This window comes from Ornithinimicrobium panacihumi (assembly GCF_052073805.1).
GTDB lineage: Bacteria > Actinomycetota > Actinomycetes > Actinomycetales > Dermatophilaceae > Ornithinicoccus > Ornithinicoccus panacihumi.
In genome coordinates, this window is record NZ_JBQGWG010000002.1 from 301,659 (window position 1) to 321,263 (window position 19,605).

Annotated in this window: 17 protein-coding genes and 2 pseudogenes; 9 read left to right on the forward strand and 10 right to left on the reverse strand. The window is 67.5% G+C overall.

Annotated features, from left to right (window positions below; translation table 11 throughout):
* Positions 1–31: 31 nt before the first annotated feature.
* Entirely contained in the window at positions 32–361 is a 330-nt protein-coding gene (locus ACTMMA_RS03515; RefSeq protein ID WP_441188778.1) for a hypothetical protein, read from the reverse strand.
* Positions 362–958: 597 nt separating this feature from the next.
* On the opposite strand from ACTMMA_RS03515, the pseudogene ACTMMA_RS03520 reads away from it, so the two are divergent.
* Both ACTMMA_RS03520 and ACTMMA_RS03525 read left to right on the forward strand, forming a co-directional pair.
* Positions 959–1,983 (forward strand): annotated as a pseudogene (locus tag ACTMMA_RS03520) (DNA/RNA helicase domain-containing protein).
* 101 nt (positions 1,984–2,084) lie between these two features.
* Positions 2,085–2,954 carry an HNH endonuclease gene (locus ACTMMA_RS03525; RefSeq protein ID WP_441188709.1) on the forward strand — a complete coding sequence of 290 codons (870 nt, stop codon included), beginning with the start codon at positions 2,085–2,087 and terminating at the stop codon, positions 2,952–2,954.
* A 284-nt stretch (positions 2,955–3,238) separates the two neighbouring features.
* Here ACTMMA_RS03525 and ACTMMA_RS03530 read toward each other — a convergent pair.
* A pseudogene (locus ACTMMA_RS03530) lies at positions 3,239–4,638 on the reverse strand (IS1380 family transposase).
* Positions 4,639–5,237: 599 nt separating this feature from the next.
* Between ACTMMA_RS03530 and ACTMMA_RS03540 the strand changes: the two are divergent.
* Positions 5,238–5,519, forward strand: coding sequence for a hypothetical protein (locus ACTMMA_RS03540; RefSeq protein ID WP_441188711.1), 282 nt, complete (start codon positions 5,238–5,240; stop codon positions 5,517–5,519).
* A gap of 66 nt (positions 5,520–5,585) precedes the next feature.
* On the opposite strand, the gene ACTMMA_RS03545 is transcribed toward ACTMMA_RS03540, so the two are convergent.
* The 8 genes from ACTMMA_RS03545 to ACTMMA_RS03580 form a co-directional block, all read right to left on the reverse strand.
* Positions 5,586–6,545, reverse strand: coding sequence for an electron transfer flavoprotein subunit alpha/FixB family protein (locus ACTMMA_RS03545; RefSeq protein WP_441188712.1), 960 nt, complete (start codon positions 6,543–6,545; stop codon positions 5,586–5,588).
* A gap of 37 nt (positions 6,546–6,582) precedes the next feature.
* Positions 6,583–7,371, reverse strand: coding sequence for an electron transfer flavoprotein subunit beta/FixA family protein (locus ACTMMA_RS03550; RefSeq protein ID WP_441188713.1), 789 nt, complete (start codon positions 7,369–7,371; stop codon positions 6,583–6,585).
* A gap of 69 nt (positions 7,372–7,440) precedes the next feature.
* Positions 7,441–7,845, reverse strand: a complete 405-nt coding sequence (locus tag ACTMMA_RS03555) for a PaaI family thioesterase (protein WP_441188714.1) — start codon at positions 7,843–7,845, stop codon at positions 7,441–7,443.
* Positions 7,845–8,324 carry a MaoC family dehydratase gene (locus ACTMMA_RS03560; RefSeq protein ID WP_441188715.1) on the reverse strand — a complete coding sequence of 160 codons (480 nt, stop codon included), beginning with the start codon at positions 8,322–8,324 and terminating at the stop codon, positions 7,845–7,847. The genes ACTMMA_RS03555 and ACTMMA_RS03560 overlap by 1 nt, the downstream gene beginning before the upstream one ends.
* Entirely contained in the window at positions 8,308–9,048 is a 741-nt protein-coding gene (gene fabG / locus ACTMMA_RS03565; protein ID WP_441188716.1) for a 3-oxoacyl-ACP reductase FabG, read from the reverse strand. Before fabG ends, ACTMMA_RS03560 begins: the two co-directional genes overlap by 17 nt.
* A gap of 20 nt (positions 9,049–9,068) precedes the next feature.
* Entirely contained in the window at positions 9,069–10,274 is a 1,206-nt protein-coding gene (locus ACTMMA_RS03570) for a CaiB/BaiF CoA transferase family protein (protein WP_441188717.1), read from the reverse strand.
* Complete coding sequence (locus ACTMMA_RS03575; RefSeq protein ID WP_441188718.1) at positions 10,271–11,437, reverse strand: acyl-CoA dehydrogenase family protein; 1,167 nt, start codon at positions 11,435–11,437, stop codon at positions 10,271–10,273. The genes ACTMMA_RS03570 and ACTMMA_RS03575 overlap by 4 nt, the downstream gene beginning before the upstream one ends.
* Before the next feature lie 71 nt (positions 11,438–11,508).
* Positions 11,509–12,414 (reverse strand): LysR family transcriptional regulator, encoded by a 906-nt coding sequence (locus ACTMMA_RS03580; RefSeq protein ID WP_441188719.1) that lies wholly within the window; start codon positions 12,412–12,414, stop codon positions 11,509–11,511.
* Between the two features lie 105 nt (positions 12,415–12,519).
* On the opposite strand from ACTMMA_RS03580, the gene ACTMMA_RS03585 reads away from it, so the two are divergent.
* From ACTMMA_RS03585 to ACTMMA_RS03610, 6 genes are all read left to right on the forward strand, one after another.
* Entirely contained in the window at positions 12,520–13,437 is a 918-nt protein-coding gene (locus tag ACTMMA_RS03585) for a CoA transferase subunit A (protein ID WP_441188720.1), read from the forward strand.
* A complete protein-coding gene (locus tag ACTMMA_RS03590; RefSeq protein ID WP_441188721.1) occupies positions 13,434–14,231 on the forward strand; it encodes a CoA-transferase subunit beta in 798 nt (265 codons plus the stop codon). The genes ACTMMA_RS03585 and ACTMMA_RS03590 overlap by 4 nt, the downstream gene beginning before the upstream one ends.
* 66 nt (positions 14,232–14,297) lie before the next feature.
* Positions 14,298–15,635 carry an MFS transporter gene (locus tag ACTMMA_RS03595; protein ID WP_441188722.1) on the forward strand — a complete coding sequence of 446 codons (1,338 nt, stop codon included), beginning with the start codon at positions 14,298–14,300 and terminating at the stop codon, positions 15,633–15,635.
* A 114-nt stretch (positions 15,636–15,749) separates the two neighbouring features.
* The gene (locus tag ACTMMA_RS03600) at positions 15,750–16,931 is read left to right on the forward strand and encodes a TAXI family TRAP transporter solute-binding subunit (protein ID WP_441188723.1); all 1,182 of its coding nucleotides are present in this window, start codon (positions 15,750–15,752) and stop codon (positions 16,929–16,931) included.
* 73 nt (positions 16,932–17,004) lie between these two features.
* Entirely contained in the window at positions 17,005–18,939 is a 1,935-nt protein-coding gene (locus ACTMMA_RS03605; protein WP_441188724.1) for a TRAP transporter permease, read from the forward strand.
* Between the two features lie 138 nt (positions 18,940–19,077).
* Positions 19,078–19,350, forward strand: a complete 273-nt coding sequence (locus ACTMMA_RS03610) for a hypothetical protein (RefSeq protein ID WP_441188725.1) — start codon at positions 19,078–19,080, stop codon at positions 19,348–19,350.
* Positions 19,351–19,605: the final 255 nt, after the last annotated feature.

A 19,605-nucleotide genomic window follows, 5' to 3' on the forward strand; every position in this document is an offset into this window, starting at 1 on the left:
CGCGTGCCGCACACGTCCTAGAGTGACCATGTCATAGCGGCCCGACGGGCTTCCTCTCCGGACACGCCCCCACCCGCACGAGTTTCGTGCTGCCTGGGGAGTCCTGCCGGTGTTCCTGCTCCGATCGTCCGTGCAGGGACTGTCCGTCGCCGAGGCGCAGCTCGCCCAGCACATCGCGGAGCAGATGGCCATCACCACCGGCCGGTCGGCCTCCCCCTCCGAGCGTCGCTCGTGGGAGCGCAGCCTCCCCCGGCTGCGCGCCGACCTCATCGACGCCGGGCTCGGCGACGTCGAGATGCTCGTGGAGTACCAGCTGCCGCTCACCAGCAAGCGCGCCGACGTCGTCCTCGCCGGGCAGCACCCGCAGACCGGACGTGCGTCATACCTCGTGGTCGAGCTTAAGCAGTGGAGCGAGGCGGAGCGCTTCGAGGACAGCGACGTGCTCGTGCGGATCGACGGCTACGGCAACCACCCGGTGCTGCACCCGCTGGAGCAGGTGCGCGGCTACTGCGACTACCTCACCGACTTCGTCGTCACGCTGGCCGAGGACGAGCACGAGCTCGCCGGCACGGCATACCTGCACAACGCGACCAACCTGGGCATCGCGGACCTGAGAGACATGACCTCCCCCGACCCGGCGCGGCCGGCGCGGATGTTCAGCGGGCAGGACCGGGGTGCATTCGTCGACTTCCTCAGGAGTCGTTTCGCACCCGGGGTGCCGGGCGCGGGGTATGCGGACAGGCTGCTAAGCAGTCGCATCGCCCCCTCCAAGCAGCTGCTGGCCCTGGCGGCGGACGAGGTGCAGCGGCGTGAGCAGTTCGTCCTGCTCGACGAGCAGCGCGACGCCTACGAGCTGGTGCTGCACGCGGTCGAGAAGGCGCGGCGGGGCAGCACCAAGACGGCGATCGTCGTCAGCGGCGGGCCCGGGAGCGGCAAGAGCGTGATCTCCCTGTCGGTGATGGGTGAGCTGTCCCGGCAGGGGCGGGCGGTCATGCACGCGACCGGCTCGCAGTCGTTCACCAAGACCCTGCGCAAGGTGGCTGCGGCGCGGGCGCCGCGGGTGCGCAAGATGTCAGCTACTTCAACAGCTTCATGGCGGCCGAGCCGAACGAGCTCGAGGGCCTCATCCTCGACGAGGCGCACCGCACCCGGGAGACGTCGGAGTCGCGCTACACCCGCAAGGAGCACCGCACCGGCCGGCCGCAGCTCGACGAGCTGCTCAGCGCCGCGCGGGTGCTGGTCTTCCTGCTCGACCAGAACCAGGTCGTGCGGCCCGGCGAGATGGGGACGGTCCAGGCAATCACCGAGTATGCCGAGTCGCTGGGCATGGACGTGCACGAGATCGATCTCGACGACCAGTTCAGGTGCGGAGGCTCGGCGCTGTATGTCGAGTGGGTCGAGCGGCTGCTCGGGCTGGCGCCCGGCGGGCCGATCCGGTGGGGTGGTGACCCCGCGTTCGAGGTGGGTGTCGTGGACTCCCCCGACGAGCTGGAACACGTGCTGGCGCTGCGGCAGGAGGACGGCTACTCGGCACGCATGGCGGCCGGCTACTGCTGGCCGTGGTCGGATCCCGAATCGGACGGGACGCTCGTGCAGGACGTGCGGATTGGCGACTGGTCGCGGCCGTGGAACCTCAAGGGTGACCGCTCGGTCGTCGGGGCGCCGGCGGCCGCGCTGTGGGCGACGGATCCTGCGGGCTTCGGGCAGGTGGGCTGCATCTACACGGCGCAGGGCTTCGAGTACGACCACGCGGGGATCATCATCGGGCCCGACCTGGTGTGGCGTGACGGGGCGTGGCGTGCGGTGCGCGAGGGCAACCGCGACCCGGTGCTTCGCAACCGCACGAAGGTGCCGGACCGCGACTTCGACCGCCTGGTGCGCAACGTCTACAAGGTGCTTCTGACGCGGGGCGTGCGCAGCGCCTGGATCTACTCCACCGACCCGCAGACCAGGGACTTCCTCCGGAGCTTGATGCGGAGGTAGCGGGCGGCTTGCCGCCCTTGACCACAACCACACACCGACGGATCGACAGGCTTCCGCTGCCGGACACGCCTCCCCCGTGATGAGCACGGAAGGCGCCTGCCATGGCGGCATGGCTGCTGACGATCAGCAAGGACTACCCCCAGCACTGGGAGTACGCGAAGGAGCACGGCCTCTGGGACCTGATCACGCCGCGCGGGATCAGGGCCGGGGACGTCGTCTACTACTGGCAGAGCGGGGCCTCGCTGCTCGGCAAGGTGCGGGTGCTCCGGGATGCCTACCAGGTTGATGTCGATCAGGTTGCTCCGGGGCCGTGGGACGACTGGCCCGGGGCCGAGGACAGGCCGTATGTTCAGCGCTTCCCCCTCGAGGTCCTCGCCGGCGAGGCGGCCGAGCAGCCGCGCTGGCACGACGTCGCCGCAGCAACCGGGTTGCCCAAGAACCCCACGTTCGTCCGGAAGCTCAAGCCGGAGCAGCAGGATGTCCTGGACGCCTACCTGGGCGGTGACCCGAGTCCCCAGCAGTCCCTGAGTGACGCACAACGGGAACGGATCTTCGACTCCATGGACGAGGATTTTCGTGTCCGCCGAGTCCAGATGGTGGCGCTCCGGCTCGGACAGCCCCAGTTCCGCGGCGCACTCCTGCGTGCCTACAGCGGACGGTGTGCGATCACCGGGACGGCAGTCGAGTCGGTGCTGGAGGCGGCGCACATCTGGCCGCACAAGGGCGAGCACACCAACGCGGTCTGGAACGGTCTGCTCCTGCGCGCCGACCTCCATACCCTCTTCGACCTCTTCCACCTGACCGTCGAGGCGGACAGCCTGAAAGTGCGTGTCTCCCCCGCGCTGCAGGGCACCGAGTATGAGGCCCTCGACGGCACGGTCCTCACGGTGCCGTCGACGCTGGACGAGCAGCCGGCCCGCGAAGCCCTGACCAAGCACAACGAGGACTGCGCTGATTGGCTGGGGCGATGAACGTCGAGCACTGACAGGAGCAGCTGCGCACTTTCGCCGAGGAACGGGACTGGTTGCAGTTCCACACACCGAAGAACCTCGCCATGGCGCTGTCCGTCGAGGCCTCCGAGTTGCTGGAGATCTTTCAATGGCTGACCCCGGTCTTTCATGAGGTCGGGCTGGTTGGCTCGGCGCGAGCGTGATGGTCGTCGTGTTTGCGATTTGGCGCGTGGGCGTGGGGTAGCGCCGGCTGGCGCTGCCGGGCTGCGGTTCTCCGGGTTCCTGGTCGTGAGCGGACGGGGTGGTCAGGGGTGTCGGGGGATGGCGGCGATGTTCGCGAAGACCGCGACGATCGCTGCCGCCCAGGGCCAGGACTTCGGGATCCGCAGCCGTCGGCGACGGGCGGCGTGGGTGAGCCGGGCGGGGACGTGCAGGAACCGGTAGCGCAGCGCCTTGGGCTCGCACGCGGCCAGGGTCGTGGCCTCACCGGTCAGGGCCAGCAGACGGGTCCAGGCGATGAGGTCGGCGGCGATGCCGGTGAGCAGCAGCCAGGTCTGGTTGATGCCGAACTCTCGTGAGGGAAAGCGTCCCAGGCCGGAATCCTTCGCGTGCCGGATGCGGTCCTCCACGCGGGCATGGGCGCGGTGGCGGGCCTCGAGGAGGGCCAGCTGCCCGACGGCAGTGTTGGTGACGAACGCCTGGTAACGCCACCCGTCTGCCTCCTCGAACAGGGACAGCTGCGCACCGGGGTGGGGCCGCTCACGGCGCACGATGACCCGCATCCCCTCGGGCCACGTCGCGAGCAGGTCCGCGTCGATGAGGCCGGTCAGCTCGGCGACGTGCCCGCCTTCGCGCACACCACCGTCGGCGCCCACCGCCGGGGTCCAGGTCTGCTTGGGGACCAGGACGATCGCGTCGCGGACCTGCTCGGTGAGCGCGAACCCGACGGAGTACTCCACCCGGCGGCCGCGGACCTTGCCCTGGCCGGTGAGCCAGTCCAGCAGGTCGTGCGAGGCCCCGGCCCCGTCGGAGCGGACCAGCAGGTCCTTGCGGTGGGTGCCGGGGACCTGGGCGATCGCCGCAGCCAGGACCTCGATGTGGTCGGCGGCGGTGTTCGACCCGGCCCGACCGGTGCGCAGCTTCGCAGCCAGAAACTCACTCGTGTTGTCGCACCACACGCCCAGGGGGTGGAACCCGAAGGTCCGCTTGAAGGTCGGCGCCGCCTGTTCCTTCTCACTGTGCGCGAGCACGATCGTGGCATCGACATCGAGCACGACCGTGGCACCGAGGTCGGTCCCGGCGACCTTGCTGGCCGGCACCCCACCGGGGATCAGCGACCACACGTGGCGCCGGACCCGGGCCCGGCGGCCCCGATCTTCCTGGCCCGGGCCGGTGTGACCTCGCCAAGAGTGCGCCACACCGTGGGTGGTGAGGCGACCGGCCCGAGCACGCCGTCCTGGTGGCGCAGCACGTCGATGTCGGCGATCGCCTCCCCGCCGTCGGCGAGCATCACCGCCACGTCGCTCAGCACCTGGCCGCGGTCGTGGACCGGGACGAACGACCGGCGGGCCATCGCCCCGGACAGCTCCCCGGTCAGCCCGGTGCGCTCGGCCAGCAGGCGCAGCCCCACACTGCCCGCGTGGGCCACCACGCCGACACCATCAGCAGAGACGGACAACCCCGACGACCACAACGTACGCTTCACTTACCGAGTGCTTCCTGCTGGGCGGACCTGGGACCTTAGACAAGTCCAAGTCTTCCCTGATCAGGGAGCACTTCGGTGCTTCTACACGCCGATCACACCGCCACCCGGTGAACGATCGGGGCTGACGCCTGAGGAGTCGCTGCAGGTGATGTCCGGTGAGAGTGCAGACGCAGTCCGAGACGAGTTGGCCGACATCGCCATCTACCTTCTTCGACTTACTGACGTCCTCGGCGTGCAGCTTGACGACGAAGTGGCCAGGAAGTTTCGACGGAACAAAATGCGATTCCCCACCTCCGGGTAACAGATGGAGCTTCGCTAGGCGTCAGGGGGCACTGTTGGGGTGGAGCGGGCGGGCGACGTGTGGTGTCATGGCGCGGCGCCCGCATCACGGGCCTGGCTGCAATCCGAGGAGAAGACTTGACCACGGCGACCGCTACGAAACCGAAGAACTGTCCCGCCTGCATGCAGCAGGTACCCGTGGGGACCGACGGCAAATCCATGGCGCACGACACCAAGGTGGGGAACCCTGCCCCGGAGGTGCATCTTGGGCGTCATCCGCCCCCGCAGCCGGGCTTGTGGGCTGGGGTCTTGGTCTCGTGATGGGGGCGGCGATTCCCTTCGTAGTCGGCTTCAGCACGATGCTGACCTCGACAATGTATTCCGACAGCGACGGCACCGGATGGTTCGTTCTGGCCGCGCTGATGGAGCTGGCGGGCGTCCTGGCGTTTTGCATAGGGCTCTACAGGCTGGTCAAGAAGGCCGATGTGGCCTTCCTCCTGGCCCAGCGCCATCACGACAACTTGAAGGCCCAACAGGCCCGCGACGTGCTGCTGAAGCCGTCAGATACCGGCGCAGACGGTGACCCCGACCGGACTGGTTAATCCGAGGCCGGACGACGCAAGGCCCCGGCCGCGGGGTCGCGGTCGGGGCCTTGCGTCGGGGGTTGCTCAGCCCTTGCGGGTCTGGACCTCCTGGGTGGCCTGGGGCAGGACCTTGAACAGGTCGCCGACCACGCCGTAGTCGACCAGCTCGAAGATCGGGGCCTCGGGGTCCTTGTTGACCGCCACGATCGTCTTGGACGTCTGCATGCCCGCCCGGTGCTGGATCGCCCCGGAGATGCCCGCGGCCACGTACAGCTGCGGGGAGACCGACACCCCGGTCTGCCCGACCTGGGAGGCGTGCGGGTACCAGCCCGCGTCGACCGCCGCCCGCGAGGCGCCCACGGCCGCGCCCAGGGAGTCGGCGAACTCCTCCACCGGGCCGAAGTCGCCGCCCGTGCCACGCCCGCCGGAGACCACGATCGCGGCCTCGGTCAGCGACGGACGGCCCGAGGCCGCCTTCTGCGCGCGCTCGGTGATCCGCACCGCGGTGGCCGCCTCCGACAACGACACCGAGACCTCCTCCACGACCGGGGAGGCCGGGGCCTCCTGCGCCGGGACCGAGTTCGGCTTCAGCGTGACCACCGGCGTGCCGGAGGTGACCGTCGAGGTCACCGTCCAGGACCCGGCGAACACCGACTGGGTGGTCAGCACGCCACCACCCTCACCGGGCTGGACGTCGACCGCGTCGGTGATGACCCCCGAGGAGGTCTTGATCGCCAGCCGGGCCGCGATCTCCTTGCCGTCGTTGGACGAGGGCAGGATCACCGCCGCCGGCGACACCTTGCCCACCAGGTCGGCCAGCAGCTCGGCCACCGGCGCCACGAGGTGCTCGGTCAGCGCCGGGTCGCCCGCGGCATACACCTTGGTGGCGCCGAACCGGCCCAGCGCCTGCGCCGCCGCCTGCGCATCACCCCCGACCATCACCGCGGCCGGCTCACCCAGGCGGGCCGCGGCGGTCAGCGCCTCGGCGGTGGACTTGCGGACCTGCCCGTCGACGTGGTCGACCAGGACGAGAACTTCAGCCATCAGATGTGCTCCTTCATCAAATCTCGGGTCGACCGGCTCAGACGAACTTGCGCGAGGCCAGGAAGTCGGCCAGGGCCTTGCCGCCCTCGCCCTCGTCGGTCACGACCTCGCCGGCCGAGCGCGGCGGACGCTCGGTCGCCTCCACGACCTTCGTCCAGGCCGCGTCCAGCCCCACCTGCGCGGCGTCCACGCCCAGGTCGGCCAGCGACCAGGTGTCCACCGGCTTCTTCTTCGCCGCCATGATCCCCTTGAACGAGGGGTAGCGCGGCTCGTTGATCTGGTCGGTCACGCTCACCACCGCCGGCAGCGAGGCCTCCACCGTCATCGACGCGGTCTCGTCGTCCCGACGGATCCGCACCGTCGACCCCTCCACGGTCAGCTCCGAGGCGAAGGTCACCTGCGGCAGACCCAGCCGCTCGGCCAGCATCGCCGGCACCACCGACATCACCCCGTCCGTGGACGCCAGCCCGGTCAGCACCAGGTCCACCGGCGACTCCTGCCCCAGCTTGCGGACCGCCTCGGCCAGCACCAGCGACGTCGCCACCGAGTCCGACCCGGCCAACGCCTCGTCCAGCACGTGCACACCCCGGTGCGCACCCATCTGCAGGCTCTTCTTCACCGCCGCCACGGCGTCGTCCGGGCCCATGGTCAGCACCGTGACCTCACCCTCGCCCGCCTCGACGATCTTCAGCGCCTCCTCCACCGCATACTCGTCCAGCTCCGAGAGCAGCCCGTCCACCGACTCCCGGTCGGTCGTGCGGTCCTCCTCGAAACCCCGGTCACCCTGGGCATCCGGCACATACTTCACACAGACGACGATGTTCACGTCTCACGTCCTCAATCTCATTGGTTTGGATGGTCCTCGCTGGCGGGGATCTCTTCTTCAAGACACGCTCTAGTGCCGCCACTGCATGAGGAGCTGGGTCTGCGTCGTGGACGACACGGCCTTGCCGTCCTCCCGTGTCGTCATCACCTGGATCACCAGGGTGCTGCGCCCTCTGTGCAACGGCTGGGCCACGGCCCTGACGACGTCACCGACCCGGGCAGCCCGGAAGAAGTTGGTCTTTGCCTCGACGGTCACGTTCGTCGTGTCCTCGTCGCAACAGACGAAAGCCAGGGTTCCGGCAGCATGGTCGACTAGCGACATCAGCGCCCCGCCATGCAGCACACCGTTCCTGTTCGCCATGTTCTCGGTGACCGACATCCGGTATTCGGCACGGTCAGGTGCGACGGCCACTGTCTCGATACCAAGCATGGCCGAGAAGTTCGAGGGTGGTGGCAGCTGCTCTTCCTGGGACATCAGGGGATCAATCGCCTGATGGTGTCGGCGACGCACACAGGGCGCTCGTACCCCTCCGCCTCGACGGTGAACCGGACCACGAACTGCATACCGTCCTGACTCACCGGTGTGGCGGAGACCAGCTCGGCGGTGGCACGGATGCGTGCGCCAACGGGCAGCGGCGCTGGGAAGCGGACTTTGTCCAGGCCGTAGTTCAGGGCCGTGCCCACCCCCTCGACACGGTAGATCTCGGCGGCCAGCATGGGGAGCATCGACAACGTGAGGTACCCATGGGCGATCGTGCCCCCGAAGGGACTGGCGGCAGCACGGTGGGGGTCGACGTGGATCCACTGGTGATCACCGGTGGCGTCGGCGAAGGCGTCGACCCTCTCCTGATCCACGACGTACCAGCCGCTACGTCCGAGCGTGGATCCCACCGCCTGCTCAAGCTCCTCGATGGACCTGTAGACCCGGGGGTGCGTCTCAGATGTGTCGGCCACCGGCCACCTCCAGCACGGTTCCAGACATGTAACTGGCCATGTCCGAGGCCAGGAACACCACCACACTCGCTACCTCGGAGGCCTCTCCCGGGCGACCCATCGGGATCTCGCTGCGCTTCTGCTCCTTGACGTGCTCGGGCATTGCCTCGGTCATCGCCGTCCTGATGTAGCCGGGCTGAACGGCGTTCACCCGCACGTTCTTGAACCCCAGCTCCTTGCAGGCCGCCTTCGTCAGACCCACGATCCCGGCCTTCGCCGCGGAGTAGTTGGTCTGGCCCAGCATGCCCACCTTCCCGGAGATCGAGGAGATGTTGATGATCGAGCCCATCTCCCGGTCACGCATCCGGTCGGCTGCCGCACGAGTGCCGTTCCAGGCGCCCCTGAGGTGCACCGCGATCACGTCGTCGAAGTCCTGCTCGGACATCTTGCGCATCGTGGAGTCACGCGTCATGCCTGCGTTGTTCACCATGACGTCGACTGGCCCGAAGGCCTCCTCCGCAGCGTCCAGCATCGCCTCGACCTGGCCTAGGTCGCGGACATCGCAGCCGACGAACCGGGCGACGTCCTGACCACCCAGTTCTTCAACGGCCCGAGCACCCGCCTCGGCGTTGATGTCAGCGAGCACGACGCGCGCGCCGTCGGCGACGAACGCTCGGGCGATCTCCAGTCCGATCCCCTGCGCACCTCCCGTGACGACGCCAACTTTTCCCTCGAGCAGACCCATGGTGTTGTCCTTCCTGTTGTTCACTGCACCACCTCGTCGCGGCGCAGCTGAGAGATGTCGTCAGATCCGCGGCCCAGTTCCGCCAGGATCTGATCGGTGTGTTGGCCGAGTGAGGGGATGGCACCCATGGGCAGCTCGACGTCCCTAAAGTTCATCGGGGGCAGCACTGCCCGGAGCGGCCCGACCGGGCTGCCGATCTCTCGCCAGCGGTCCCGTTCCCCGAGCTGCGGGTGCTGAATCACCGCCGCGGTGTCGTTGAGCTGGGCAGCAGGGACACCGGCCCGGGCAAGTCGCTCGTCCAGCTCCTGGGTGGTCCAGCGGAGGGTCTCCCGCGTCACGGCCTCGTCGCAGGCGGCGCGGTTCTCGACCCGCAGCCTATTCGTGACGAACAGAGGATGCTCGGCCAAGTCCGGCCGGTCGAGTACCTCGGTGACGAACGTGCGCCACCCCCGGTCGTTCTGCACCCCGATCAGGATCTGCCCGTCTTTCGTGGGGAAGGAGTCGTAGGGGGCGATGGAGGCGTGGCTCAGGCCCATGCGGGGAACTTCGGTGCCGGCATACATCTGCATGTACATGGGGTAACCCATCCACTCGACGGTGGCGTCGAACATCGAGACGTCGACCGTGGCGCCGCGTCCGGTGCGCTCGCGACGGAACAGGGCGCTGACCACCGATGTGCAGGCGTACATCCCGGCGGCGATGTCCGCTGTCGGGATGCCGGTCTTGGTCGGCGTCTGCGGCGTGCCGGTGATCGAGATGAGGCCCGCCTCCGCCTGGACCAGCATGTCGTAGGCTTTCCGGTCGCGCCGGGGCCCCTCTGTCCCGTAGCCGGTCACGTTGACGCAGACCAGTCGGGGGTTCTGCTCACGCAGCGTCTCACTGCCCAGCCCCAACCGTTCGACGACACCAGGGGCCGCGTTCTGGACGAAGACGTCCGCCCGCCCCAGCAGGTCCTTTACAACGGCGAGCCCCTCCGGGCTCTTCAGATCGACCGCCATGGACTCCTTGCCCCGGTTGAGCCAGACGAAGTGGGCGGCAAGGCCCTCGACCGCGGAATCGTAGGCTCGGGCGAAGTCCCCCTCGCCGATCCGCTCCACTTTGATAACGCGGGCTCCGAGGTCTGCCAGGTGACGGGTCGCCAGAGGGGCGGCAACCGCGTTCTCCATCGTGACGACGGTGATCCCGTGGAGCGGCAGATCCTCCTGGAGGTCGGTGGCAGTGCTCACGCCTGGCTCCGCTTGGCGGCCTTGACCAATCCACCGCCGACGATCAGCCGTTGAATCTCGCTCGTGCCCTCATAGAGGCGAAGGAGGCGGACGTCACGGTAGATGCGTTCGACCGGCACCTCCCGCATGTATCCGGTCCCGCCATGCACCTGGACGGCCAGGTCGGCCACCCGTCCGACCATCTCGGTGCAGAACAGCTTGGCGGCCGAGGGTGCGATGCGCCGGTCCTCCTCGGTCACCCACAGCCGGGCGGCCTCACGCACGAGCGCACGGCCCGCCATCACATCGGTCTGCTGGTCAGCCAGCATCGCCTGGACCAATTGGAAGTCACCGATCGGCCGACCACCCTGGGTGCTGCTGGCGGCATAGGCGACGGACTCGTCGAGCGCTCTCTGCGCCTGTCCCACGGAGAGGGCCGCGATGTGCACCCGCCCCCGCGCCAGGATCATCATGGCCGCCTTGTATCCCGTGTCCTCGTCCCCGGAGACCAGGGCGCTGTGGGGTACGCGAACGTCGGCGAAGTTGACGTCCGCCGTCCACGCCCCCTCCTGACCCATCTTGGCGTCCTTGGGTCCGACGGTCAGTCCCGGCGTGTCGGCAGGCACGAGGAAGACCGCAATGCCCTGGCCTCGATCGTCCGCCGGTCGGGTCCGGGCGAAGACGATAAAGAGACCCGCGACCGGCGCGTTGGTGATGAAGCGCTTGTCACCGTTAATCACCCACTCGTCCCCGTCGCGCTCGGCGCGCGTGCGCAGCCCAGCCGGGTTGGAGCCGGCCCCCGGCTCTGTCAGGGCGAAAGAAGCGACCACCTCGCCCGAGGCGATCCGCGGAAGCCACTGCGCCTTCTGCTCGTCGGTTCCGTAGTGCACGAGCACCTGGCCGGCGATGCCGTTGTTGGTGCCGAACATCGACCGGAGGGCCAGCGTGGTGTACCCCAGCTCCATCGCCAGCTCGGCGTCCTGGGCAAGGTTGAGACCGAGGCCTCCCCACTCCTCCGGGATCGCGTAACCGAACAGTCCCATCTCGGCCACCTGCGCACGCAGGTCCTCCGGGATGGCGTTGGTGTTCATGATCTCCAGCTCGCGCGGGACCACGGCCTCTCGCACAAACTGGCGGGTCATCTTGAGGATCTCGGCGAAGTCGTCGTCGCTCACGCTTGTCATGAGGTCTACCCTCGCGACGCGATCATTAAAGATCAAGAACGAAGTCCGTAAAGATCAATACTCTCCGAGTACTAGTCTTCGCTCGCCGGCGTGGGAAGAGCGTCGCGGGACACCTCGAGGACCCGCAGCAGCGCGGGGTTGCTGTTGTCCTGCCGCCACGCCAGGTAGGCCCACACCGAGTCGTCCTCCCCAGCGATAGTGAGCAGGTGGACCTCCGGGGCGGCGATGCTCCCCAGTACGGAGTCGAACGTCAGCGCGATCCCCACCCCGGCGGACACCAACGCCATAGTCGTCCACGAGTCGGGGGCGTGCTGGGCAATGCGGGGCGTGTACCCCGCATCGAGGGCCATCCGCATCAGCATGTTGTACAGGTAGGGGGGCGGGTCGGAGGACAACGTCACCCAGGCCTCGTCCTTGAGGTCGGCCATGGTGACCGAGTCCTGTCCCGCCAGTTCGTGGTCGAGGGGCACCGCGACAAGCCTGCGCTCCTTCAGCACGGGCCGGAACCGAAGCCCCGGCGGCGTCTGGTCCCACCGGACGATAGCCACGTCCAGCTGACCATCCATCAGTTGACGCACGCCTTCCCCGGCGAACGTGAGGCTGCTGAACACGAGGTCTATCCCCGGATACTGGTGGCGAACCTCCCGGGCCAGACGGGCAACGGGCCGGTGGGAGGACGCACCCGCGAATCCCACCCTCACCCGGCCACTGACCCCCGATCCTGCCGAGGCCACGATCGAGCGCGCCACGTTGAGGTCTTCCAGCACCTGCTGCGCAGGCCGGACCAGGGCCTCGCCGGCTGCAGTCATTCTGACGCTGCGCGTGGTTCGCTCGAACAGCTGAGCGCCCAACTCCCTCTCGAGCTGCTTGATGGCCCGACTCAGCGGCGGCTGCGCCATGTGCAGACGGGCCGCCGCCCGACCGAAGTGCAGTTCCTCGGCGACGGCGATGAAGGCGCGCAGATGCTGAATCTCCATAACCCATTAATACTCCATCGTTCATGATCACCGCCGGATTGGTCTTGGACATCGATCTTCCCAGGGAGCCATAGTGCAGGCACAGAGGGACGATGAGAGGACAGCATGGACAAGGTGATCGGACTGCGCGAAGCGGTCCAGGAGTACGTGCGGGACGGGATGGTGGTCGCGCTCGAGGGCTTCTCCCACCTGATCCCCTTCGCTGCGGGCCACGAGATCATCCGTCAGGGGCGGAAGGACCTGACCCTGTGCCGCATGACCCCGGACATCAGCTCGGACCAGCTCATCGCCGCCGGATGCGTGAGCAAGCTGGTCGCATCATTCTTCGCCAGCGGGTCGGCCGGCGGTCTGCACGAGATCCGCCGGCGCGTGGAGAACCACGATCCCGCCCCCCTGGAAATCGAGGAGTACAGCCACTACGGGATGCTCCTGCGCTACCAGGCAGGGGCCTCCGGGCTGCCGTTCCTCCCGCTGCTGTCCTACGCCGGAAGCGACCTGCCCGAGCTGAATCCCCGCATCCGGATGGTCGACGACCCCTACGGCGGGCCTCCTGTCTACGTCGTACCGGCCCTCAAGCCCGACCTCGCCATCGTCCACGCCCAGCGTGCAGACCGCATGGGGAACGTCCAGATCTGGGGCATCACCGGCGCCCAGCAGGAGGCTGTCTACGCGGCCGAGCACGCCATCGTCGTGGTCGAGGAGATCGTCGAGCCAGATGTCATCCGGTCCGACCCCAATCGCACCCTCATCCCCAAGCATGCTGTGGATGCGATCGTGCATCTCCCGTACGGGGCACACCCCTCCTACGCGCAGGGCTACTACGACCGGGACAACGCCTTCTACCGAGAATGGACGGCCATCAGCAAGGACAAGGACCAGCTGCAGGCATGGATCAAGGAGTGGGTCCTGGACGTGCCCGACCACCAGGCATATCTGGACAAGCTGGGACCCCAGCACCGCGAGCGGGTGCGTGTGGGCGAACGACCCTCGGGCGAGGTCAACTACGGAAGGCGGCTGCCGTGAACCAGGTCCAACATCTGCCCTTGTCCGACGTGGAGCCCCGGAGCACTGAGTTCCTCGCAGCCGTGGCGAGCAGGGAGCTGCGCGACCGACGTCGGGTGTTTGCCGGCGTCGGCCTGCCCACCCTGGCCGTGGACCTGGCCAAGCGGACCGTCAACCCGGACGTCGAGCTCATCTACGAGTCGGGCGTCTGCGGCGCGCATCCCGAGGGGCTTGCGGAGGGCATCGCCGACGGGGTCCTGGTATCCGGCGCCGAGGCGGTCCTGAGCATGCAGGCCCTCTTCGGCTACGTCCTCCAGGGAGGGAACGTCGACGTCGGGTTTCTCGGAGCCGCCCAGGTGGACCGGTACGGGTCTTTGAACACGACGTTCATCGGTGACTGGCACCGGCCCAAGGTGAGGCTTCCGGGCGCGGGCGGAGCCGCGGAGATCATGCCCAATGCCGGAGAGGTGGTCGTCGTCATCCGTCGCCACGACCCGGGGGCCCTCCCGGAACAGCTCGATTTCTGCACCTCCCCCAGCCCTGTCCGGGTCCGGGAGACCGGCCGGGGGGCTGTTCCGCCAGGGTTCGGTCTGGCCACGCTGATCACCCCGTTGGGCGTTCTGCGCCGCGCCGAGAAATTTGGTGAGCTCGAGCTGTGCAGTGTGCACCCGGGGGTCAGCGTGGACCAGGTCAAGGAGGCGACCGGCTGGGACCTGGTCGTGCGCCCCGATGTGGTCGAGACACCACGACCCACCGTCGAGGAGGTCCGTCTGCTCAGGGAGGAGATCGACACCGTCCGCCTCTACCTTCGGTGAGCCGCACCCGGAGGGGGACCCGCTGAGGTGCGACACCACCAGGAATCGACGCAGCCCCCGGGCAGGGTGGCGTACTTCACGCTGCTGGGCACGTCGTCGCTGGCGACACTGACCAGCACGATCATCAATGCCCCGATCAACCGGATCGCCGCGGACCTCGAGGTGTCGGACCGCGAGATTGTCCTCGCGGTGAGCACGTTCACGGTCGTCATGGTGCTCTTCGCCCCGCTCGCCGGATGGCTGTCACAGAGGTACGGCGCCAAGCGTTACCTAGTCGCCTCGTTGGTGGTCATGGTGATCGGCCAGTACGGCGCGGCGGCGGCCGACAGCCTTACCTGGCTCGTGCTGATGCGGGCTGTCCAAGGGCTGGCTTGTTCGGCCATTCCACCCGCGATCCAGCAGACTTTCAACGCCTTCTGGCAGGACCGCCGCCCCCAGGCCCTTGCAGCATGGGCCTCAGCCATCGGGCTCGGGCAGGCACTGGGGCCACCCCTGGGGGGCGGCATCACGGCTGTCGCCGGGTGGCGGGCCGTCTTCGTCGTCCAGGGGACACTCACTCTCATCGCCCTCTTCCTCGCCGCCCGCAACGTGCCGGCGCCCCGGGCTGTCCCGGTCAGGATGCACGCCACCGGCATGACGCTGCTCGTCGCCGGTGTCGGTTTACTGGTCACCGCCGCCACGCTGCTCGGTCAACGGGTCTCGTTCGGCCTCGAGCTGGGGCTTGTCGGAGCCGGCCTGATCCTGGTAGCCGCGTTCCTGATCGTGTCGCGCAACAACCCACGGGCTCTCGTGCCCCCACACCTGCTGATCGAGCCCCTGTTCCTCCAGACCACCCTGACCGCAGGGACAAGCATGGCTGCGATGGGCATCTCTGCGGTCACCGTTCCGCTCTACCTGGGTGGAACCCTCGGGATGGAACCGGGGCGTATCGGCCTGATCGCCTTCGCCATGGCTGCAGCCATGTTCACTTTCGCCCCCGTCACGTCCCGCCTCGCGGACCGCTTCACGGCCCGCCGAGTCATGCTGGTCGGGCTGAGCGTGCTCATGGTCGGGCCGGTCGTGCTGGCACTGTTCAGCCTGGACACGCTCACCGAGATCGGCATCGTGGGGATCATCCTGGGCCTGGCAATCATCGGATCGGGGGTGGCAGCGACCCAGAGCACCGCGGCCATGGGCGTGTTGCGCTCCCCCGCTGCCGAGTACGGGGCAGCCCTGGGAATTCACAACATGGTGCGCTTCTCGGGGCTGGCCGTCGGCTACGCGTGGGTCAGCATCGCCTACCCCGGTGGCAACGTCCTCTTCGTCCACGCAGGAACCGTGGTCCTGGCCGGCCTAGCCCTGCTGGCCGCAGCCGTCGCAGGTCCAGACGCCTGGGGCGCGTCCACGGTCGATCATCAGCCATGATGCGCATCGCGCATAAGTATCTCGCAAATAGGTATTGGAACTGTGTCAATTGTTCCGTCACAGTTGACGGACACCCATACGGGTAGTTCGGCCACGGGCCGTCCGTGGCCCAACATGGTTGGCCGCCCGAGTCAGCAGAGCACCAGAACGAAGGAGTTCACAATGAACAAGACACTGATTGCGCTGGCAGCAGCCTCGGCGCTGGCGCTCACCGCCTGCGGTGACAACGGTGGCAGCAGCGCCGATACGGGCGGCGCCAGCGGCGACCAGCCCAGCCAGTTGGTGATGGCGACGTATGGCACGGGAACGGCCACCTACGTCGACCTGGCTGCTGTCTCCGAAGCGATCACCAACGCTTCTGGGACCGCCATTCGCATCATCACCTCCGACACGGCAATCGGACGGTTGTCACCGCTGCGGGAGGGGCAGGCGGACTTCGCCCGCACTGGCGACGAGTATATCTTCGCCTTCGAGGCCGAGTACGACTTCGCCACCGAGGACTGGGGCCCACAGGACATGCGTGTCGTCTGGGCTCCCCTCGCTCCGCACGGACTCCTGGTCAAGGATGGGTCGGACATCCAGACCTTCGAGGATTTGCGCGGTAAGAAGTTCCCCCAGATCACCGCCAATCCCTCGGTCAACAACAAGCTCACGGCGTTCCTCGCCTACGGGGGTTTGACGTGGGACGATGTCGAGGTGGTGGAGGTCGGGTATAGCGACCAGCCGGACGCCCTGAAGAACGGGCAGATCGACGTCCTCTTCCAGCAGGTCTACGGCGCTTCGCTCTTCGAGCTGGAGAGCTCGACCCCGGTGCGCTGGCTCAGCATGGACGACGAGGACCAGGCAAAGATCGACGCCGTCGAGGAGATCGCTCCCTCGACGCAGATCGGTGCCTTCACCGACGCGCCGGGTCAGGAGGACGGCGAAGAGGCCAAGGGTCTGATGTACGCCATTCCGATCGTGACCTACGCGGACAAGGACCCTGAGACTGTGAACTACCTGGTGTCCCAGATCGTCAACAACCACGATTCCTACGCGGACGCTACCGCCACCTCCCCCGGTTGGGCCCCGGACCAGGCACAGACCGTGCCCACGCAGGTTCCCTTCCACGACGGGACGGTGCAACTTCTGGAAGAGGAGGGTCTTTGGACCGATGAGGCGGAGGAGCGCAACCAGGCCCTGATCGAACGTGGGGAAGCCATGCGTGAGGGCTGGGAGGACTTCATCGCCGAGGCCGACCCGGAGAACATCGCGGCCGAGTGGGCGGAGTGGAAGGACGCCAACCTCGCCGAGTAATCCCGTCGGTGGTGGGCGAACCGGCCCCGGTCGCCCACCACCGCCGAGCCCATCACCCGGACAGGAACACGTTATGAACGCACGACTCAACGCCTTCTGGACGACGATCGTGGTCGTCTTCACCCTTCTAGGTCTGTTGCTGACAATCAACCAGGTCTTCTTCCTGAACCTTCTGGGTGCAGGGATGCTCAAGCAGCAGTTCCTCTACTACGTGCTTGCGGTGTTCCTGTCCCTGGTCTTCGTCGTACTGCCGGCACGGCTGCTCGACAAGCGCCGACTGCCCTGGTACGACATCGTCCTCTTCGTCGTCTCCATCACTGTGAACCTCTATCTGGCGGTGAACACCGAAAACATCGTGACTCAGGGATGGGACTATGTCGCCCCGACCACGGCTCAGATCGCCAGTTTTATCCTGTGGGGGCTTGTGCTCGAAGCGTTGCGACGGTCGGCCGGTCTCGCGGTAACCATCATCGCCTTCATCTTCTCCGTGTACCCGATGTTCGCCGCTAGCGTCCCCATCGACTTTCTTCGCGGTCTGCAGTCCGACGTGACCACCACCGCCCAGGTGCACGCGATGGGTGTCGACAGCATCCTCGGCCTCCCGCTGCAGACTGCGGCTGCTATCCTGATCGGCTTTCTCTTCTTCGGAGTCGTGCTTCAGCAGACTGGTGGGGCCACGTTCTTCTACGACCTGGCCATGTCGCTCCTAGGACGTGCACGTGGTGGCGCAGCCAAGGTGTCCGTTGTCAGCTCCGCTTCCATGGGCATGATGAGCGGAAGCGCGGTCTCGAACGTTCTCACCACGGGGCCCATGACCATTCCTGCCATGAAGCGCAGTGGGTTCGATGGCAAGTACGCGGCCGGTATCGAAGCGACGGCGTCCTCGGGCGGTTCGATCACGCCACCGATCATGGGTACGGCAGCGTTCCTCATGGTCTCGTTCTTGGGTATCCCCTACGCCGAGGTGGCCATCGCGGCGACGATCCCCGCGCTGCTCTATTACTTGGGCATCTACACCCAGGTGGACGCCTACTCCCTCAAGAAGAAGTTGCGCGGCCTGCCCTCCGCCGACATCCCTCGGTTTGCTCCGACGGTCGCTGCCGGCTGGCCGTTCCTGCTGGCCCTCGCCGGCCTATTGGTACTGCTGGTCGTTGTTCGGCGTGAGGCTCAGGCCCCGTTCCAGATCGCGGCTCTGCTGCTCTTGATCGCGCTCGCCCGCAAGCAGGACCGACTGACTTTCACCGGTTTGAGAGACCTTCTGGTCTCCGCTGGCAAGACGATCTCCGAAATTATCGGCATCATTGCGGGCGTCGGCCTCATCGTCGGAGGGCTGTCCATGTCGGGAGTGTCTTTGTCCCTCGCCCGCGAGCTGGTACAACTCGTCGGGGATAACGTACTCCTGATCCTCATCGCCGGAGCGCTGACATCCTTCATCCTGGGCATGGGCATGACGGTCTCCGCCGTGTACGTCTTCCTAGCCATCGTCATGGCGCCCGCCCTGGTACAGCTGGGCGTGAACCCGGTGGCCGCGCACCTATTTGTCATCTACTGGGCCACCGTCTCGTACATCACTCCCCCTGTGGCGCTTGCCTCCTTTGCGGCAGCCGGTATTGCCGGAGAGTCACCGATGAAGACCAGCCTAGTCGCCATGCGGCTGGGGATGGTGAAATACATTATTCCGTTTGCGTTCGCTCTTAACCCAGCACTCGTGGCCCAGGCGCCGCTGACGGACGTGGTCATCACACTCGTCATGTCCTCGCTTGGTGTCATCCTGATGGCCTGCGCGTTTGAGGGACAGCTCATCGTGGTCAAGCGCCGTCTCACCACCGTCCTGCGCGTAGGGGGCCTGGGGGCCGGCGCCGCGATGTTCGCCCCTGAACTCTTCAGCAGCCTGGTGGGACTGGCCCTCGGCGCCGTGATCGTGGTCGTCGCGGTACTCACCCAGCCGCCGACCGACGCACCCGACGACGAGACGTCCGTTGACGCGGGCGCACCGGCCTCGGCCTGATTCGCCGATTTACCTCTTCTAAGTTCAACGTGGTGCTGGTTGTTCACGCCGCCGTTGGGGTCGGCGTGTAGGCCGATGCCGCATAGGTAGTCGTCATGGTTACGGCACCCTCTTCCGGAAGCGGGCCGTTCGGTCACAATGGAGGGGAGCTTCCACCTGCGGATGCTCGCCAAGTACGGCTTCCTCGAGCGGGCCGAGCGGCGTGGCAAGGAGAAGCCGTGGCAGATCGCCCGGGAGGCGGCCAACCTGAACTCCCGGCCCGACCCCGACGTCCCCGGTTCGATGCACGCGGTCCAGGAGCTCGCCTCGCTGACCGTCACCCGGGAGACCGAGCGGGTCTCCCGCCCCCTGGCCCAGGCGGCCGAAGAGCCCCGAGTGGGTCGAGACCCGCGCTTGACCGATTCTTGTTGACGCTCGTCGCTTCGGTGCGCGCATGCGGCCCGGTCACCCCTCTCCGCCGCACTCCACGTCCTCAGACCATCTGCACCGGTCGGGCCTCACCCGGGCTGAGGGGACGCCGCCGTCCGGGCAGCAGGGTCCTCGCCGGCGGCCGTCTCGAGGAGCACCTTCCGACCGCCCTGGCCCCGGACCGCGGAGGGCACGCGGTGACCGGCCAGGTTGAACGAAATCGACGCCGCTAGCATCATGCGTGGGCTGGACAACCTC

Coding starts and splice junctions, on each gene's coding strand:
- ACTMMA_RS03525 (WP_441188709.1), top strand. CDS start 2,085: ATGGCGGCATGGCTGCTGACGATCAGCAAGGACTACCCCCAGCACTGG.
- ACTMMA_RS03610 (WP_441188725.1), top strand. CDS start 19,078: ATGGAGGGGAGCTTCCACCTGCGGATGCTCGCCAAGTACGGCTTCCTC.
- ACTMMA_RS03580 (WP_441188719.1), bottom strand. CDS start 12,414: ATGGAGATTCAGCATCTGCGCGCCTTCATCGCCGTCGCCGAGGAACTG.
- ACTMMA_RS03540 (WP_441188711.1), top strand. CDS start 5,238: ATGGGGGCGGCGATTCCCTTCGTAGTCGGCTTCAGCACGATGCTGACC.
- ACTMMA_RS03575 (WP_441188718.1), bottom strand. CDS start 11,437: ATGACAAGCGTGAGCGACGACGACTTCGCCGAGATCCTCAAGATGACC.
- ACTMMA_RS03605 (WP_441188724.1), top strand. CDS start 17,005: ATGAACGCACGACTCAACGCCTTCTGGACGACGATCGTGGTCGTCTTC.
- ACTMMA_RS03585 (WP_441188720.1), top strand. CDS start 12,520: ATGGACAAGGTGATCGGACTGCGCGAAGCGGTCCAGGAGTACGTGCGG.
- fabG (WP_441188716.1), bottom strand. CDS start 9,048: ATGGGTCTGCTCGAGGGAAAAGTTGGCGTCGTCACGGGAGGTGCGCAG.
- ACTMMA_RS03555 (WP_441188714.1), bottom strand. CDS start 7,845: ATGTCCCAGGAAGAGCAGCTGCCACCACCCTCGAACTTCTCGGCCATG.
- ACTMMA_RS03545 (WP_441188712.1), bottom strand. CDS start 6,545: ATGGCTGAAGTTCTCGTCCTGGTCGACCACGTCGACGGGCAGGTCCGC.
- ACTMMA_RS03600 (WP_441188723.1), top strand. CDS start 15,750: ATGGTTGGCCGCCCGAGTCAGCAGAGCACCAGAACGAAGGAGTTCACA.